A 16,540-nucleotide genomic window follows, 5' to 3' on the forward strand; every position below is an offset into this window, starting at 1 on the left:
AGGTAGTGAAGAAATTCTTTGTAGGATTTTTAGTCGTTCTTGGGGTGTATTTATATTTCCAAGGAAAGTCTGAAGGAATGGATAAGCTAGTGAAAGAGACAAGCTATGTTGATTCAGAAGAAGCAAAACAGATGAAACAAATTATTATAGAGGAAGCAAAGAAAGTAAATCTTCCAGAATGGATACCTCTTACAATTGCCGAACATGAAAGTCGATTGAATCCAAGAAGTATTGGAGACAACGGAACTTCATTCGGATTGTTTCAATTGCACCGTGGTGGTGGACTTGCGCCAGATCATTTAACTGATGAAGAGTTGAAAGACCCACGTACAAATGCACAAATTGCAATGCCGCATTTGGTGAAGGGATATAAGCGCGGGGTGCAAAGAAGCTTGACTGATTTTGCATTATTGAAATATGTAGCGAATACATCAGGATGGCCAGGGAATTTAGGGCCAGAGTGGACGGATAACAATATGAAGTATAACGTTGGATTAGAGAACGTATACTATCGAAATAAAGGTGTACTAAAAGAGTAGGTTTTCGATACCTACTCTATTTTTTTATGGATATTTTTGTCTTCCTGCCTTGTGAAGTACTGCGCTAGTTGTATGTTCACTTCTTCTAGTTTTGTAGAAACTTGTGGTATTTTATATCCTACATACAACGGTGAAACGACAAACCTAGGAACAACTTTACAAATAATTTTTCCGTTTAAGTGATAGAAGAATAAGTTATAACTGCTACACCCTTTATGGAAATCTGTCAGTATGTATCGTACAGTTTGCTGAATGTAATTTGCCATTTCATCTATACATGCAATATCATCAATGATTATATTGAATTCAGTAAAACCGATAATAGGAAGCTCTGAAATATTGAGTTCAATACGTTCATTTTTTTGAACAATTATCCCTTGGAAATTTTCCTCTTCAATATTCTCGAGATAGTCTACATGTTTCATTCCGATAATTTGCATGTGTGCATGATGCAAACTTCCGCCTGAAAATGGACCATGATTTTTGTATAAAATTACAGATGAAAAGTCTTCGTTTTCCTGTAACTTTAACCAATGTTGAATAGAGAAATGAATTAGTTTTCGCATATGCTCTTCTGTATATGTTGCGATATGATCTTCACAATTATCCGTTTCGATTAACACGGTTTGAAATGTATCTTTTAATGTAGGGAATTTATTTTTCAACCAAATAATTGAGCCCTCAGTTTCTAAAATATCCGTTAAATTTTCTCTATCGCAAAATGGACATGCAGCGCTTCTGTTCCGAATGCTTTCTGGTTTTTGTTTACCGATATCGTTTAAAAAATATAGTTGTTGTGTATCCATTTGTATATACCCCTTTAAAATATGTGTAAAAATCCCGCTTAATACATTCGGGGAAAGGAGGAGGAAATCCTTTAAAGTGAATAGGGAAAAATAAAAGACAAGATATCCTCATTACGATAGGGTATCTTGTCTTTTATTTTTTCTTTAATAATGTGTATGGATAATATAGAGTATTTTCACTATGTTTCGTTTTTCTATTTTTTATTGTGTATAAGGCGATTGCTGTACTTGTGATTATAATAATGGCTTTCTTCATATTCATATACCCCTTTTTATTGTTGGTTTAATTCTTGGCTAACTGCCTTTGCATCGACTAAAGCATGTAAGATCATTTTCACCATGTTCATCATATTTCTTCACTCCTTTTTATAGTTCCTTTAGTTCTTTTACAACTGCTTGTCCGTTCACTAATACCTCAAAGATTGCTTTTACGATTTCTTTCATCATGATTGTTTCCTCCTTTTGTTTGTCTCTCTTGTTTACATCTTTATTGTATAGGGAGGCATCTTTTCGTACTATCGCTTTCCATTACGTGAACATAACAGTTTTGTAAGATTTGATGTCACTTATTGAAATGTTTAGTCTATCTTCATTATTTTCAGAAAAATGACTATTCAAACATAAAATAGGGAAGTATAATAAAGAAGTAAGTATTAAATTCCGTACGAAAGGGGTGAATGAGATGAAACGTTCTTTAGCTGCGCGTGCCAAATTTTTAGATTTTATCTATTTTTGTCGTGCGATTTTTCATGATGTAATTGTTAACGGGATACGTCTGCCCTTTTTTAACAATTGCATAGTAGCTATTGAACGATAGAAATCTCTTCATCCATTTTTAATAAACGTGTGAAAAGGGAGCTATTTGGCTTCCTTTTTCTATGTCGAAAATCATGGGGAATGTTTCTTTCCCATGGTTTTTTTATATTGAAAGGAGTACGGAAAATGACAATTTGTAGTGTAAATAATGTAACGAAATCTTTTGGTGGAAACATCATATTTGAAAATATATCGCTTGAAATAAAGAATGGTGAACGTGTTGGTTTAGTTGGCCGTAACGGTAGTGGGAAGACAACAATCTTTGGTCTTCTAACAGGGATGGAGAATGTGGATGCAGGAGCCGTTCATATGAAGAAAGGTACACGTATTGGTCATGTCGCACAAATTCCAAAGTTTGATGAGGGCATGACTGTATACGATGTATTGGGTTCCGCCTTTAAAGTAGAAAAGGAATTAGAAAAAGAAATGCGTGTTTTAGAAAAAAATATGACGGAGGAAAGGGAAGCGTCTGCTTTGCAAAAACTGATGGAGAGGTACGGTGTAATTCAAGAAAAATTTACGTTTCTTGGTGGTTATGAAATAGAGGCAAATATTATGAAGGTAGCAAATGGTCTACAAGTGACGGAACTATTCCTCCGATCATTTCTAGAATTAAGCGGAGGAGAACAGACGAAGGTAAGCCTTGCGTATATGCTATTGCAGAAACCAGATTTACTTCTATTAGATGAACCGACAAATCATTTGGATTTATTTGCAGTCGAATGGTTAGAGCAATTTTTAAAAGAATACACCGGAACAGTTATGGTTATTTCACATGATCGCTATTTCCTTGATGAAGTTGTAACGAAAGTTTTTGATTTAGAAGATGGAGAAATTCACGTGTATCATACGAATTATTCTCAGTTTGTTGAGGAGAAGGAAGAAAGGTTGCTTCATGAGTTTCAGGCTTATCAAGAACAGCAAAAGAAAATAAAGAAAATGAAAGAAGCAATTAAGCGTCTACGTGAATGGGCAAATCAAGCGAATCCGCCGAATGAAGGACTCCATAAGAGAGCGAGAAATATGGAACGTGCGTTAGAACGTATGGAGAAGTTAAAGAGACCGATTTTAGAACGAAAACAGATGGGACTTCAGTTTGAAGGGCAAGAGAGAAGCGGGAAAGATGTTGTTGTAATGAAAGAAGTGAGTAAAGGTTTTTCTGACAAATCTTTATTTGAACAAGCGAATTTACATGTTCGTTTTCAGGAGCGTGCGGCTATCGTTGGTCGTAATGGCACAGGGAAGACTACGCTACTAAAATTACTATTAGAAGAAATAGAGCCAGATGCTGGTGAAATTCGGATGGGTAGTAGTGTCAAAATTGGTTATTTATCGCAGCATGCGTACGGAAATATGAAGAGTAATGTATTGGAAGCTTTCAGAGAGTATGTAGCTGTAACAGAGGGAGAAGCAAGACATATATTAGCTAAGTTTTTATTTTATGGTCCAGCTGTGTTTAAGAATATAACGCAACTGAGCGGTGGAGAAAAAATGAGGCTAAGACTGGCACAACTTATGTATCAAGACATCAATTTTTTAATTTTAGATGAGCCGACAAACCATCTTGATATTGAATCAAGGGAAGTTTTAGAGGAAGCTCTTGAGCAATATAATGGAACGATTTTAGCTGTTTCACATGATCGTTATTTTTTAAATAAGTTATTTGAAAAGACGTATTGGATTGATGAACGCAAATTATTTGAGTTTGCAGGGAACTATGCATGGGCTCGTCAAAAGTGGGAGGAAAGGATTGAGAAGCAAGTAATAAAGCAGAAACCTCAAGGGAGAAAAAGTATTGAAACAGTCCCTGTAAAAAAGAAAGAAGCTAGGAATATTGAGGGGATTGAAACCGAGTTAATGCGTGTAGAAGAAGATATATATGCACTTGAATGTAAAATGGAACATGTAGCTGATGTTGAAATGCTTGAACAATTGTATGAAGAAAAAACGAAAAAAGAGTTGTTACGAGCGGAGTTATATAATGAGTTAGATAATATTGTGGGGTAAAGAGTAGAAAGCTAATTCCTTTCAGTTTTGCTGAAGGGATTAGCTTTCTTTTTTTTATAACTATATTTTACTGTAAGAGATAAATGAAAAAGTGTGTTTCACGTGAAACAGTAACTTGGGTAAATCTTTGTTACGCATCTTGCATAGGTTGTGAAACATATGCAATGGTGAGGCAAAATATATATGTTATTAGTAGATTTTCGATAGGATTAATTACGAAAGTAAAGGCTAATTATTTCCCGAGACATAAGTATGTATGATGGAAATCTGAGATTGAAAATAAAAAAGAAAGCAGAGTCACAGCTTTACGCGCTGAACTCTGCTTTCTTTTTGTGTGGTATCTTCTTTTGTTGAAATGATAATAGCGATCCCGAGCATAATAAAAAAAGCTAAAAAGAGGACGAATTTTGGGAAGAAAGGGAATAGTAATAGCGCCCCGACTATCATAATTGTTAATAATACGTAGTGCAGGACATATTGGAATAGGTTGTCCATGTTTTCGCCCCCTTTTTGGTAATTGATTATTAGTATTCTATGTTTCATGCTGAAGGAATAGAAGTAGTTTTTATGTTTTTTAATATAAAATGTGGATGCATAAACTAAAAAACATTAGAAACGATACATATTGAAAACGAAAAGGGACTTATAAAAAAGCTATAGTAGGGGTTGAGTGAAGATAACTACAACGATATGTAGTTTCCTAAATTAAATGAACAATATTTTTGAAAAAAACCATAAAAATATTTATTTAGAAAGAATTGACAAAATATATTGAAAGTTATAAGCTATTAACCATAAAGTCTACAGGAAAAGTCGGAATAAGATTGTTACCCCTCAAAAACATCTATTTTTTTACAATTAAAACCGACTTTTCCGATTGGCTATAAATGTTGCTGTGGGAGGCATACATAGGGCGAGCAGTTCATAAGGTGTAATTATTAAAAAAAAGTTAGGGTGGGGACAATGAAGAAAAAGACGAAAAAATGGGCTGGTGTATTTTCGGTATTAATGAGTAGTTCGCTTGTGCTATCTGCTTGTGGGGGACAGGAAGATACGGCTTCTACAGAATCGGTTAAACAACAAGATTTAAAAAATATAAAAATTGAAAAGATCGCTGCGACAGATAAAACGAAAGTACCAGATAAAGCGAAGAATAGAAAAGATACGCTAGTAGTTGGTATTAGTAAACCTGGCGGCGTATTTTTACCATATTTCCAACAAAATGGTTGGGATGGAAACGTGACTTCAGTGATTTTTGCATCTCTTGTATCAACGGATAAACAAGGGAAACCAATTCCGGAATTAGCGGAGAAGTGGGACGTTTCTTCTGATCAGTTAACATATACATTCCATTTACGTAAAGACTTAAAATTTAGCGATGGATCGCCATTAACAGCAGATGATGTAGCGTTCACATTGACGCTTTTACATGATAAGGCATATGAAGGTGAAATAGATATCTCTCAATATGCGGTTAAAGGTGGTAAAGAATATAAAGAAGGAAAGGCAACTTCTATTGAAGGTATTCAAGTTGTTGATCCACAAACAATTAAAATTACCACTGAAAAAGTTAATTCACAAGCTATATTTGTTTTAGGTGGTACAGTATTATCAAAAGCTTATTACGGAAAAGATTACAAACAAAATACAAGTTTAGATTACTTAAAAGAGTTATATGGAAAACCGATAGCTGCGGGTCCATATAAATTTGAAAAGTATATCCCGGGGCAAGAAGTTCGATTTGTAGCAAATGAAAATTATTATGCGGGCAAACCCAAAATTTCAAACTTCATTTATAAAATTACTTCTGGCGATACGAAGCTTCAATTATTCCAAACAGGTGAGGTTGACTACACTGGCCTAGGTACTGGTGATGAAATTCTTGAACAGGCTAAGGGTTTAGAATTTGCGAATATCCAAATCGAAACAGCAGCGTCATTTAGTTATATTTATATGAATAATAATAAGCCGTACTTAAAGGATAAAAAGGTTCGCCAAGCACTTATTTACGGATTAGATCGTAAAAAATATGTTGATACAGCATTGAAAGGATACGGTACGGTAGCTAATGTACCAATTCATCCAACTTCTTGGGCTTATACGGAAGAAGGAGTTAATAAATATGAATACGACAAAGAAAAAGCGAAAAAATTATTAGATGAAGCAGGATGGAAAGTTGGTTCGGATGGAGTTCGTGAAAAAGATGGTCAAAAATTAAAGCTTTCTTATTTCGGCCCAAGTTCGGCTAAAGATAGTGATTTATTAATTCCAATTGCGAAAGAGAATTATAAAGAAATAGGTGTAGAATTTAATCCAGAATTTATGGACTTTAATACTATGCTTTCGAAGGTAAATAAAGGTGACTATGATTTAGCTTCTGTTTCGACACCGATTACAAGTGATCCGAGTGAAACAGCTGGTGAATATTTGTCTGGTGTCAATGATAAGAGTCTTGGTTATAAAAATGCGAAAGTAGATGAGTTAATTAAAAAAGGTATTGAGACAGTTGATATTGAAAAACGTAAACCTATTTATAAAGAATTATATAAAGAGTTAAGTGATGACCCACCAGTAATTCTATTAAACTACCGTAGAACAATTACTGGTTATAACGGGAATATAAAAGGAATTGACTCTGAAAAATACAATAGTATTAGCGCAAACTTACCAGTTTTATCATTTGAAAAATAACGATAAGGATGTATAAATAGAAGACATTTTTTCATTCGGTTAGTAATGTACCGCTTTGAAAAAATGTTCTTCTATTTTAGGCATAAGATTGGAGAGAAAAAGGGTGAAAACATATATCGTTCGTAGGTTGTTACAAATGATTCCTACACTGTTCGGAACATCAATTATTATTTTCTTCCTGTTTGCGCTTCTTCCAGGAGACTATATTGATTCAAATCCAAAGATTACACCTGAAAGGGCAGCTGAACTTAGGGAATTATATGGATTAAATAAGCCAATTGTTGAGCGTTATTTTCATTGGTTAGGAAATGCATTGCAAGGGGATTTTGGTTTTTCGCTTCAATATCAGGAACCTGTAACGTCATTATTAAATAAATTTATTTGGAATTCTTTTAGTGTAGCTGTTATTGCATTGTTTTTTATTTGGCTAATTGCACTTATTATCGGCGTATTCTCAGCGACGAAGCAACATTCTTTATTCGATAAACTTGTAACAATTGGTGTCTTTGCAGCAATGTCATTTCCTTCATTTTTTATCGGTTTGTTTTTAATTAAGGTGTTCGCGGTGGACTTTAAGTTATTACCGATAGGCGGAATGATTGATGTCGGGAGTAATTCGACTGGATTAGCTTACGTAATAGAAGTTGCCAAGCATATGGTTTTACCAGTATTTATTTTGACTCTTCTTGGTGTGGGTTCATTAACTCGTTACTTTAGAACAAGCATGTTAGAGGTTGTAAGGCAAGATTACATACGAACAGCACGGGCGAAAGGTTTAAAGGAGAAGACTGTTATTTATAAGCATGCGTTAAAAAATGCAATATTACCGGCGATTACGTTATTAGCATTTGAATTACCAGGTTTATTTTCGGGAGCAATTATTATTGAACAAATTTTTAACTGGCCAGGGATTGGTAATATTCAATTAGAAGCACTAAATTTTCGTGATTATACAGTATTAATGGCATTTACGATGTTTCTTTCTTGTTTAACAATTGTTTCAAACTTTTTCGCTGATATCGTATATGCAGTTGTTGATCCACGTATTCGGTTGAAGTAAGGGGGGATTAGATGGAAACTGTTACAGCAATTACAGAGAAAAAAGAAAAAAAGAGAAGAAATGAATCATCACCATGGCGACAGGCTCTTAAAAAAATAAAGAGAAATAAGATGGCACTCGTGGGGTTTTATGCACTAATGTTTATGTTTTTATTTTGTTTTGTCGGTCCGCTCTTTTCGCCATATGCATTAGGGAAAATACAAGTCGCTTTAATTAACAAACCACCTAGTTTTTCACATTGGCTCGGTACAGATCAATTGGGAAGAGATATTTTAACGAGACTTATGCAAGCAGGACGCATTTCATTAACAATTGGATTAGCTTCAATGGTCTTATCGGTTATACTTGGAGCTTTATTAGGAGCTATTGCAGGTTTTTATCGCGGGATTGTCGACAATATTATTATGCGTCTTGCAGATATTTTAATGTCGATGCCGGGATTGCCGTTGCTTATTATAATGGGAGCTATTTTATCAGAATGGAAAGTACCATCTGATTATCGTCTTTATGTCATTATGATTATTTTAAGTTTAGTAGGTTGGCCAGGACTTGCACGTCTTGTAAGAGGTCAAATTTTATCACTCAGGGAGCAAGCATTTATGCAAGCTGCTGATGTGTTAGGAATGAAAGATTACCGGAAAATTATATATCATTTAATCCCTAATGTTTTACCGATCTTAATTGTTGTATCCACATTAGGTGTTGCAGGCTCTATTTTAGGGGAATCCGCACTAAGCTACTTAGGTCTCGGAGTCGTCCCGCCTACACCATCATGGGGAAATATGATTAGTGCAGCTAACTCATTAATCGATTTCCAAAAGCGTCCGTGGTTATGGATTCCGCCCGGTTTTGCAATTTTTATAACAGTTGTATCAATTAATTTACTTGGTGATGCACTTCGTGATGCGTTAGATCCAAAGATGAGACGGTAGGTGAGGGAATATGAGTAAAGCGGTAGTAGAGCTGAAAGATTTGCAAACACATTTTCAGACAGAAGAAGGAACAGTAAAGGCTGTTAATCATGTTAGCTTTGCAGTTCGAGAAGGTGAAACAGTTTGTGTTGTAGGTGAATCGGGTTGCGGAAAGAGTGTAACGGCGCTATCGATTATGGGACTTATTGCTGAATCAGGAAGTGTAGTAGGTGGAGACATTTTATATGGAGGAAAAAGTCTTTTAGGTATGAAAGAGAAAGAGCTTCGTAGTTTACGAGGAAATGATATTGCGATGATATTCCAAGAGCCGATGACATCGCTGAATCCCGTCTTCACTGTAGGAGAACAAATTGTAGAAACGTTAAGAGAGCATGAATTACTTAGTAAAAATGAGGCGTATAAAAAGGCAATCGAATTAATTCGTAAAGTTGGTATAGCTCGTGCGGATGAAATTGTCCATTCGTATCCACATGAACTAAGTGGAGGCATGTTACAACGCATTATGATTGCTGTTGCGCTTAGTTGTAATCCTAAGTTATTAATTGCAGATGAACCGACAACTGCTCTTGATGTTACGATTCAAGCTCAAATTTTAGACTTACTAAGACAGATAAAAGAGGAATTTAAAACATCGATTTTATTAATTACACATGATTTAGGCGTTGTAGCAGAAATGGCTGATTACGTTGTCGTTATGTATGGCGGAAAAGTTATTGAGGAAGCTCCAGTACTAGAGATATTCCAAAATCCGAAACATCCGTATACGAAAGGTTTGTTGAAATCAAAACCGGTAATGGGAAAACGAATAGATAAACTATATTCTATTCCAGGGCAAGTTCCGAATTTAGTTGGCTTAGGTGAATTTTGCTATTTTAGTGGTCGTTGTGAGCATTGTATGGAAATATGTAAAGAAGAGGCACCAAATTTGAATGTGCACGATGAGAACCATAAAGTAGCTTGCTGGTTATATGAGGAGCGTGCGGAACAATGAGTGAACCATTATTAGAAGTGAAAAACTTAAAGACGTATTTTCCAATTAAGGGCGGCATATTTAGTAGAACGATTGGACATGTAAAGGCAGTTGATGGAGTAAGTTTTACTATTAATAAAGGTGAAGTGTTTGGCCTAGTTGGAGAATCAGGAAGTGGAAAAACAACGATAGGAAAAACAATTTTACGTCTCGTCCAAAAAACGGAGGGAGAAGTAAAGTTTAAAGGGCACGATGTTTATTCCTTATCCAAGGAGGAATTGAGAAAACATCGCCCTAATATGCAGCTTGTTTTTCAAGATCCATTTAGTTCATTAAACCCAAGAATGAGAATTGGAGAAGCACTTGGTGAGCCGATGTTGGCTCACGGACTAGCGACGAAAGAAAATGTTCGTGCAAAGGTGATAGAAGTATTGGAGTTATGTGGTTTAGCTCCGTATCATATTGACCGGTATCCTCATGAGTTTTCTGGTGGGCAACGTCAGCGTATCGTTATCGCAAGAGCTATGGTATTAAATCCAGAATTCATTGTAGCTGACGAACCTGTGGCAGCACTAGATGTATCTATTCAAGCACAAATCATTAATTTATTTAGTGAGTTACAGGAGAAAAAGGGATTATCTTATTTATTCATTTCACATGATTTAAGTGTTGTGGAACATTTATGTACAAAAATAGGAATTATGTATTTAGGAACGATTGTAGAGACGGCACCGCGTGATGAGTTATTTACGAATCCACTTCATCCGTATACAAAAGCATTGTTATCAGCTGTGCCAATACCAGATCCAACAGTGAAGCGGGAGCGAATTATACTAGAGGGGGATATTCCCAGTCCAGCAAATCCACCTTCAGGTTGTCGTTTTCATACACGCTGCCCGTTTGCGACAGATGTTTGTACACAAACGGTACCAGAGTTTCGTAATGTTGGTGAAGATCATTTTGTTGCTTGTCATCATGTATAAAAGAGAAGGACCCTTTCAGAAGTTGAAAGGGTCTTTTTTTTATTTACTAGATAAAGTTTGTTTTAAAACAAATTGCTCAATTGCATGGGCAACACCATGTTCATTGTTTGTTAATGTTACAACGTCACATAATTTTTTTACATCTTCTTCAGCATTTCCCATTGCAACAGATAAACCAGCAACTTCTAACATTGGTACATCATTAAAATTATCACCAATAGCAATTGTATCTTCAATTGGGATACTAAAATGAGCTGCCATCTGCTGTAGCCCATTTCCTTTATGTCCATTCTTATCCATAATTTCTAAATTAGTAGGAGCAGATGCTGTAACCATAATAGCAGTATCTTCTTGTAACATACTTAATAACTGGGCGCGATGACCTGCATTGAACGTTAAAATGAAGAATTTAGATATTTCGAGTTCTTGATTGTTTACAACATCTTCGATTTTTTGGAAATCAGTAATTAGGTTTGATTTCTTTTGTTTTTCTGTAATTCTTTCGAGTTCTTCTAATGTAACATCTAGCGCATGCTTGTTTTCTTCGAATGCCTGCATCACTTGATCTTGCCATGTAGAAGGAGAGTAAACCCCTTTATTTGTATATAGCTTATATGGAAAACCTTCAGCTTCTAGTAATTTTGCAAGTTTGTATACTTTATCGTTTTGTAAACAACGCGAGTTAATTACTTTTCCATCCACGTAAACAATTGCCCCATTGCTTGCTCCAACTGGAAGAGATAATTGGTATTCTTCCAATAGTTTTAAAGCATCCTCTTTTGCGCGGCCAGAACAAATCATTACAATATGTCCAGCTTCTTGTGCAGTTTGGATTGCTTGTAAGTTCTCTTTGGAGATTTCAAGATTAGATGATAGTAGTGTACCATCCATATCTAATGCGATTAATTTCAAAATGACCACCTCTTTGTTTTTATTATACATAGTTATATAGAGGAAACATATAAACTTATCTTGGAAAGATAGTATTTTGTCCTATAGTGTACCATCCAGTGAAAACCTAGTAGATTCAACCTTACTTATTAAAGATTCACCTTGATTTGTAACAAAAGTAGAGAGGAATATAGTTATATTTAGGTTTATGACTGTAATGTTACACGAATGTTACAAACGTGAATGTAGTGGGAAATGCATTGAAATAGGGTTTTTAAGGGTGTTTATAAAAAAACGTAAAAAAAATGTAATAAAATTTACGTAATCATATTGCAACGTAATAATAGTTATGTTACATTAATGTTACAAACGTTACGTTATCAAATTCAATGTAACGATAACATAAAAACTATGAAAAAAACATTTCTTAGAAATTACATATAGAAAACTTATTCAAAGGGAGGATAAATGATATGAAAGAGCAAGTATTACAAGTAACAAAAGGTGACTTCGTAGGATCAGCAAGTGGAGCGGTAGTATTAACAGCATTAATCGTATTTCTATCAAGCGTATTAGTATAATAGAAGTTTTGTAACAAAAGATAAATGAAGGGAGAATGAAAGATATGAAAGAGCAAGTATTACAAGTAACAAAAGGTGACTTCGTAGGATCAGCAAGTGGAGCGGTAGTATTAACAGCATTAATCGTATTTCTATCAAGCGTATTAGTATAATAGAAGTTTTGTAACAAAAGATAAATGAAGGGAGAATGAAAGATATGAAAGAGCAAGTATTACAAGTAACAAAAGGTGATTTCGTAGGATCAGCAAGTGGAGCGGTAGTATTAACAGCATTAATCGTATTTCTATCAAGCGTATTAGTATAATAGAAGTTTTGTAACAAAAGATAAATGAAGGGAGAATGAAAGATATGAAAGAGCAAGTATTACAAGTAACAAAAGGTGATTTCGTAGGATCAGCAAGTGGAGCAGTAGTGTTAACGGCATTAATCGTATTTCTATCAAGCGTATTAGTATAATAAAAGTTTTAAATTGTACAAAATGAAAGGAGAATGAGGAATATGAACAGTGAACAAGTGCTACAAGTAACAAAAACAGATTTATTAGGATCATTAGGCGGAGCAGTAATATTAACATCATTTATTCTATTCCTTGCAAATATATTAGTATGAGAAATATAAATACAATTATTCAAAAAAAATAAAGACTCTAACGTATTAGTAAGTAGTTAATATGTTGGAGTCTTTTTTGTTTTCCCCACATATATACCTTCAATTATGAATATTTTCCCCTTACTTTAAAGAGAAAAAAGTCGAATTTTATATGTAAGAAAAAAAGAGGAATTTGACAGAAAAGATAGAAAATTTTAAAGGTCAGAAATTGTTAGCCTGCTAACTAATTTCTATAAATTGATGTTGGAAGCGTTTTTGGTTGGTTTTAGGTATGGACCATTTAATCTATTTACAGGGGGATGAAGAGATTATGAAACAAAAATCTATGGATACGCTAGCTGCACAAATGGAGGACTTTTTTCCGGTACGTGATGTAGATCATTTGGAGTTTTACGTAGGGAATGCAAAACAATCGAGTTATTACCTTGCGAGAGCGTTCGGATTCAAAATTGTGGCTTACTCTGGATTAGAAACAGGAAACCGTGAAAAGGTATCTTATGTTCTTGTGCAAAAAAATATGCGTTTTGTTGTGTCCGGGGCCCTAGGTAGCGATAATCGTATCGCAGAGTTTGTAAAAACTCATGGTGATGGTGTAAAAGACGTTGCATTACTTGTCGATGACGTTGATAAGGCTTACTCGGAAGCGGTGAAACGTGGTGCCGTCGCAATTGCTCCACCTGAGGAGTTAACAGATGAGGATGGTACATTGAAAAAAGCAGTTATTGGTACGTATGGTGATACAATTCACACGCTTGTAGAGCGTAAAAATTATAAAGGAACATTTATGCCAGGATTCCAAAAGGTTGAGTTTAATATTCCATTTGAAGAATCTGGTTTAATTGCTGTAGATCATGTAGTTGGTAACGTTGAGAAAATGGAAGAGTGGGTTAGTTATTACGAGAATGTTATGGGCTTTAAACAAATGATCCATTTCGACGATGATGATATTAGTACAGAGTATTCGGCATTAATGTCAAAAGTTATGACGAATGGAAGTCGTATTAAGTTCCCTATTAACGAACCAGCAGATGGAAAGAGAAAATCGCAAATTCAAGAATATCTTGAATTCTATAATGGAGCAGGTGTACAACATCTTGCCTTATTAACGAGTGATATTGTTAAAACAGTTGAAGCGCTTCGTGCAAATGGTGTGGAGTTTTTAGATACACCAGATACGTATTACGATGAGTTAACTGCGCGAGTTGGAAAAATCGATGAGGAAATTGATAAGTTAAAAGAATTAAAGATTTTAGTAGACCGTGATGATGAGGGCTATTTACTGCAAATCTTTACGAAACCAATTGTAGACCGTCCAACTTTATTTATTGAAATCATTCAACGTAAAGGTTCTCGTGGATTTGGTGAAGGGAACTTTAAAGCATTATTCGAATCAATTGAAAGAGAACAAGAGCGTCGCGGAAATTTATAAGATTTGTATCCACCAGCAAGAATTCTTTTGCTGGTGGAAATTTCATTTTCATAGGGAGGAATTATGATGAAATTTGTTACATTTCGTCTCCCTTCGAAAGAAATGCGAGCTGGGTGGCTTGAAGGTGACAAAGTAATCGATATGAATCTTGCTAGTGACGGAAAAGTCCCTTCCTCTATGCTCGCCTTTTTAGAGAAAGCGGATGAGTATGTAGAGCTGCTGCGTAATAGTAAGAATCCAAACAAGGGTATATATTCCTTAGAAGAAGTACAATTGACAGCTGTTATTCCTAATCCGGGTAGCATTCGAGATTTTTATGCATTTGAACAGCATGTAAAAACAGCTCGCGGACGAAGAGGACTAGATGTTGTACCTGAATGGTATGATGTCCCGGTTTTTTATTTTACTAACCATCGTGCTGTTATTGGTCCAGATGATTTTGTAATTGGTCCGAAGAAGTCTAAAAAGCTTGATTATGAATTAGAGATTGCTTGTGTAATCGGAAAAGAAGGAAGAAATATTTCTCGTGAGCAAGCAGAGGAATATATTTTTGGTTATTGTATTATGAACGACTGGAGTGCAAGGGACTTACAAGCAACAGAAATGAAGGTAGGGCTTGGACCAGCAAAAGGAAAAGACTTTGCAACTTCATTAGGAGCGTATCTCGTTACGAAAGAGGAATTAGACATTTATCGTAATGGTAATCGATATGATTTAGAGATGACTGCTCACGTGAATGGGAAACTATTATCAAAGGGAAATTTCCAAGATATTTACTATACGTTTGCTGAAATGATTGAACGTGCTTCACAAGACGTGACCTTATATCCGGGAGATGTGATCGGTTCTGGAACAGTAGGAACAGGATGTATTTTAGAACTTGGTACAGAAGAGTGGCTACAAGATGGAGATGTTGTAGAGCTGTCGATTACTGGTTTAGGTACGTTACGTAATACGGTCAAAAAAGACATGAAAGCAGGTGATGGGCATGTTTTATCGTCACATGGGGGAGCTACCTCATAAACGACATGTACAATTTCGTAAAAAAGATGGAGCGCTTTATCGTGAACAGGTAATGGGAACGAAAGGTTTTTCTGGTACGCAGTCTATTTTGTACCATCATTATATGCCAACGGAAGTAGGTCATGCGGCAGTATCTCATTCTTGTCAGTTGCAGTATGAAGAAGATGTAGCTCTTGCACATCGGCATTTTCGCACGAAAGAAAATAAAAAAACGGGCGATGCGGTAAGCGGAAGAAATTTTATGCTTGGGAATGAGGATTTATTAATTGGAGTAGTGACTCCGACAGAAAAAATGGACTATTTCTATCGTAATGGCGATGGCGATGAAATGTTATTTGTTCATTATGGAACAGGAAAAATCGAAACAATGTTCGGAACGATTCACTATAGAAAAGGTGATTATGTAACGATCCCAATTGGAACGATTTATCGTGTTATTCCAGATGAAGGAGAGACTAAGTTTCTTGTTGTAGAGGCGAATAGCCAAATTACAACACCACGTCGCTATCGCAATGAATATGGGCAATTGTTAGAACATAGCCCGTTTTGTGAGAGAGATATTCGTGGCCCGGAAAAATTAGAGACATATGATGAGAAAGGTGAGTTTGTCGTAATGACAAAGTCGAGAGGATATATGCATAAGTATGTTTTAGGGCATCATCCGCTAGATGTTGTTGGGTGGGATGGTTATTTATATCCGTGGGTCTTTAATGTGGAGGATTTTGAACCAATTACAGGCCGTATTCATCAGCCACCACCAGTACATCAAACATTCGAAGGGCATAATTTCGTCATTTGCTCTTTCGTACCGCGTTTATACGATTATCATCCAGAATCTATCCCGGCACCGTATTATCATAGTAACGTGAATAGTGATGAAGTACTGTACTATGTAGAAGGAAACTTTATGAGCCGAAAAGGTGTGGAAGAAGGGTCTATTACACTTCACCCGAGCGGAATTCCTCATGGGCCGCATCCTGGGAAAACAGAGGCAAGTATCGGAAAAAAAGAGACGCTTGAATTAGCCGTTATGATAGATACATTCCGTCCGCTTCGTATTGTAAAACAAGCACATGAAACGGAAGATGAAAAGTATATGTATAGCTGGATTGAAGATGGTTCATATACTGTGAAATAAGCAAAAAGAGGCGTGCTCAATAAAGGGGCACGCCTCTTTAATATGTATAATGACACCAAAATAAG

20 protein-coding genes are annotated in these 16,540 nt (G+C 35.6%); 16 read left to right on the forward strand and 4 right to left on the reverse strand.

The annotated features are described in order from the left end of the window. Positions 1-5: 5 nt before the first annotated feature. On the forward strand, positions 6-539 hold the full coding sequence (locus F0362_RS01220) for a transglycosylase SLT domain-containing protein (protein WP_149889618.1): 534 nt from the start codon (positions 6-8) through the stop codon (positions 537-539). A gap of 11 nt (positions 540-550) precedes the next feature. On the opposite strand, the gene F0362_RS01225 is transcribed toward F0362_RS01220, so the two are convergent. Both F0362_RS01225 and F0362_RS01230 read right to left on the reverse strand, forming a co-directional pair. Continuing rightward, positions 551-1,345, reverse strand: a complete 795-nt coding sequence (locus tag F0362_RS01225; protein ID WP_002037820.1) for a DUF4931 domain-containing protein — start codon at positions 1,343-1,345, stop codon at positions 551-553. 133 nt (positions 1,346-1,478) lie between these two features. After that, positions 1,479-1,607 carry a hypothetical protein gene (locus F0362_RS01230; protein WP_002037821.1) on the reverse strand — a complete coding sequence of 43 codons (129 nt, stop codon included), beginning with the start codon at positions 1,605-1,607 and terminating at the stop codon, positions 1,479-1,481. 420 nt (positions 1,608-2,027) lie between these two features. On the opposite strand from F0362_RS01230, the gene F0362_RS30770 reads away from it, so the two are divergent. After that, positions 2,028-2,162 carry an RAxF-45 family protein gene (locus F0362_RS30770; protein WP_000830640.1) on the forward strand — a complete coding sequence of 45 codons (135 nt, stop codon included), beginning with the start codon at positions 2,028-2,030 and terminating at the stop codon, positions 2,160-2,162. A gap of 125 nt (positions 2,163-2,287) precedes the next feature. Beyond that, the gene (gene abc-f / locus F0362_RS01235; RefSeq protein ID WP_098141144.1) at positions 2,288-4,168 is read left to right on the forward strand and encodes a ribosomal protection-like ABC-F family protein; all 1,881 of its coding nucleotides are present in this window, start codon (positions 2,288-2,290) and stop codon (positions 4,166-4,168) included. Positions 4,169-4,465: 297 nt separating this feature from the next. Here abc-f and F0362_RS01240 read toward each other — a convergent pair whose 3' ends face one another. Beyond that, positions 4,466-4,663 carry a hypothetical protein gene (locus F0362_RS01240; protein ID WP_000369250.1) on the reverse strand — a complete coding sequence of 66 codons (198 nt, stop codon included), beginning with the start codon at positions 4,661-4,663 and terminating at the stop codon, positions 4,466-4,468. 468 nt (positions 4,664-5,131) lie between these two features. Between F0362_RS01240 and F0362_RS01245 the strand changes: the two genes are divergently transcribed. The 5 genes from F0362_RS01245 (at position 5,132) to F0362_RS01265 (ending at position 10,804) form a co-directional block, all read left to right on the forward strand. After that, positions 5,132-6,859, forward strand: a complete 1,728-nt coding sequence (locus F0362_RS01245; protein WP_097979875.1) for an ABC transporter substrate-binding protein — start codon at positions 5,132-5,134, stop codon at positions 6,857-6,859. 103 nt (positions 6,860-6,962) lie between these two features. Then, entirely contained in the window at positions 6,963-7,919 is a 957-nt protein-coding gene (locus F0362_RS01250; protein ID WP_000860741.1) for an ABC transporter permease, read from the forward strand. Positions 7,920-7,930: 11 nt separating this feature from the next. Beyond that, on the forward strand, positions 7,931-8,851 hold the full coding sequence (gene opp4C / locus F0362_RS01255) for an oligopeptide ABC transporter permease (RefSeq protein WP_149889619.1): 921 nt from the start codon (positions 7,931-7,933) through the stop codon (positions 8,849-8,851). 10 nt (positions 8,852-8,861) lie between these two features. Then, positions 8,862-9,842 (forward strand): ABC transporter ATP-binding protein, encoded by a 981-nt coding sequence (locus tag F0362_RS01260; protein ID WP_000030779.1) that lies wholly within the window; start codon positions 8,862-8,864, stop codon positions 9,840-9,842. Then, on the forward strand, positions 9,839-10,804 hold the full coding sequence (locus F0362_RS01265; protein ID WP_001294496.1) for an ABC transporter ATP-binding protein: 966 nt from the start codon (positions 9,839-9,841) through the stop codon (positions 10,802-10,804). Before F0362_RS01260 ends, F0362_RS01265 begins: the two co-directional genes overlap by 4 nt. A 39-nt stretch (positions 10,805-10,843) precedes the next feature. Here the strand turns inward: F0362_RS01265 and F0362_RS01270 are convergent, their stop codons facing one another. Further along, positions 10,844-11,716 carry a Cof-type HAD-IIB family hydrolase gene (locus F0362_RS01270; RefSeq protein ID WP_097979874.1) on the reverse strand — a complete coding sequence of 291 codons (873 nt, stop codon included), beginning with the start codon at positions 11,714-11,716 and terminating at the stop codon, positions 10,844-10,846. Positions 11,717-12,159: 443 nt separating this feature from the next. Here F0362_RS01270 and F0362_RS01275 point away from each other — a divergent pair, with 443 nt between their 5' ends. The 8 genes from F0362_RS01275 to F0362_RS01310 all read left to right on the forward strand — a co-directional run bounded on the left by F0362_RS01275 (position 12,160) and on the right by F0362_RS01310 (position 16,475). Further along, entirely contained in the window at positions 12,160-12,276 is a 117-nt protein-coding gene (locus tag F0362_RS01275) for a DUF3948 family protein (protein WP_025988984.1), read from the forward strand. 35 nt (positions 12,277-12,311) lie between these two features. Further along, complete coding sequence (locus F0362_RS01280; protein WP_000654250.1) at positions 12,312-12,428, forward strand: DUF3948 family protein; 117 nt, start codon at positions 12,312-12,314, stop codon at positions 12,426-12,428. Between the two features lie 35 nt (positions 12,429-12,463). Next, positions 12,464-12,580: a DUF3948 family protein gene (locus F0362_RS01285; RefSeq protein ID WP_000654250.1), complete on the forward strand. Its 117-nt coding sequence runs from the start codon at positions 12,464-12,466 to the stop codon at positions 12,578-12,580. A 35-nt stretch (positions 12,581-12,615) separates the two neighbouring features. Continuing rightward, on the forward strand, positions 12,616-12,732 hold the full coding sequence (locus F0362_RS01290) for a DUF3948 family protein (protein ID WP_000654250.1): 117 nt from the start codon (positions 12,616-12,618) through the stop codon (positions 12,730-12,732). 42 nt (positions 12,733-12,774) lie between these two features. Beyond that, positions 12,775-12,885, forward strand: coding sequence for a DUF3948 family protein (locus tag F0362_RS01295; protein ID WP_001083697.1), 111 nt, complete (start codon positions 12,775-12,777; stop codon positions 12,883-12,885). A 310-nt stretch (positions 12,886-13,195) separates the two neighbouring features. Further along, a complete protein-coding gene (hppD, locus tag F0362_RS01300; RefSeq protein WP_000810910.1) occupies positions 13,196-14,314 on the forward strand; it encodes a 4-hydroxyphenylpyruvate dioxygenase in 1,119 nt (372 codons plus the stop codon). A gap of 66 nt (positions 14,315-14,380) precedes the next feature. Further along, positions 14,381-15,337 carry a fumarylacetoacetate hydrolase family protein gene (locus tag F0362_RS01305; protein WP_000674026.1) on the forward strand — a complete coding sequence of 319 codons (957 nt, stop codon included), beginning with the start codon at positions 14,381-14,383 and terminating at the stop codon, positions 15,335-15,337. Further along, complete coding sequence (locus F0362_RS01310) at positions 15,303-16,475, forward strand: homogentisate 1,2-dioxygenase (protein ID WP_000499906.1); 1,173 nt, start codon at positions 15,303-15,305, stop codon at positions 16,473-16,475. The genes F0362_RS01305 and F0362_RS01310 overlap by 35 nt, the downstream gene beginning before the upstream one ends. Positions 16,476-16,540 lie beyond the last annotated feature (65 nt).

Origin of the sequence: Bacillus sp. BS98, from assembly GCF_008432245.1 — a bacterium.
Classification (GTDB): Bacteria; Bacillota; Bacilli; order Bacillales; family Bacillaceae_G; genus Bacillus_A; species Bacillus_A toyonensis.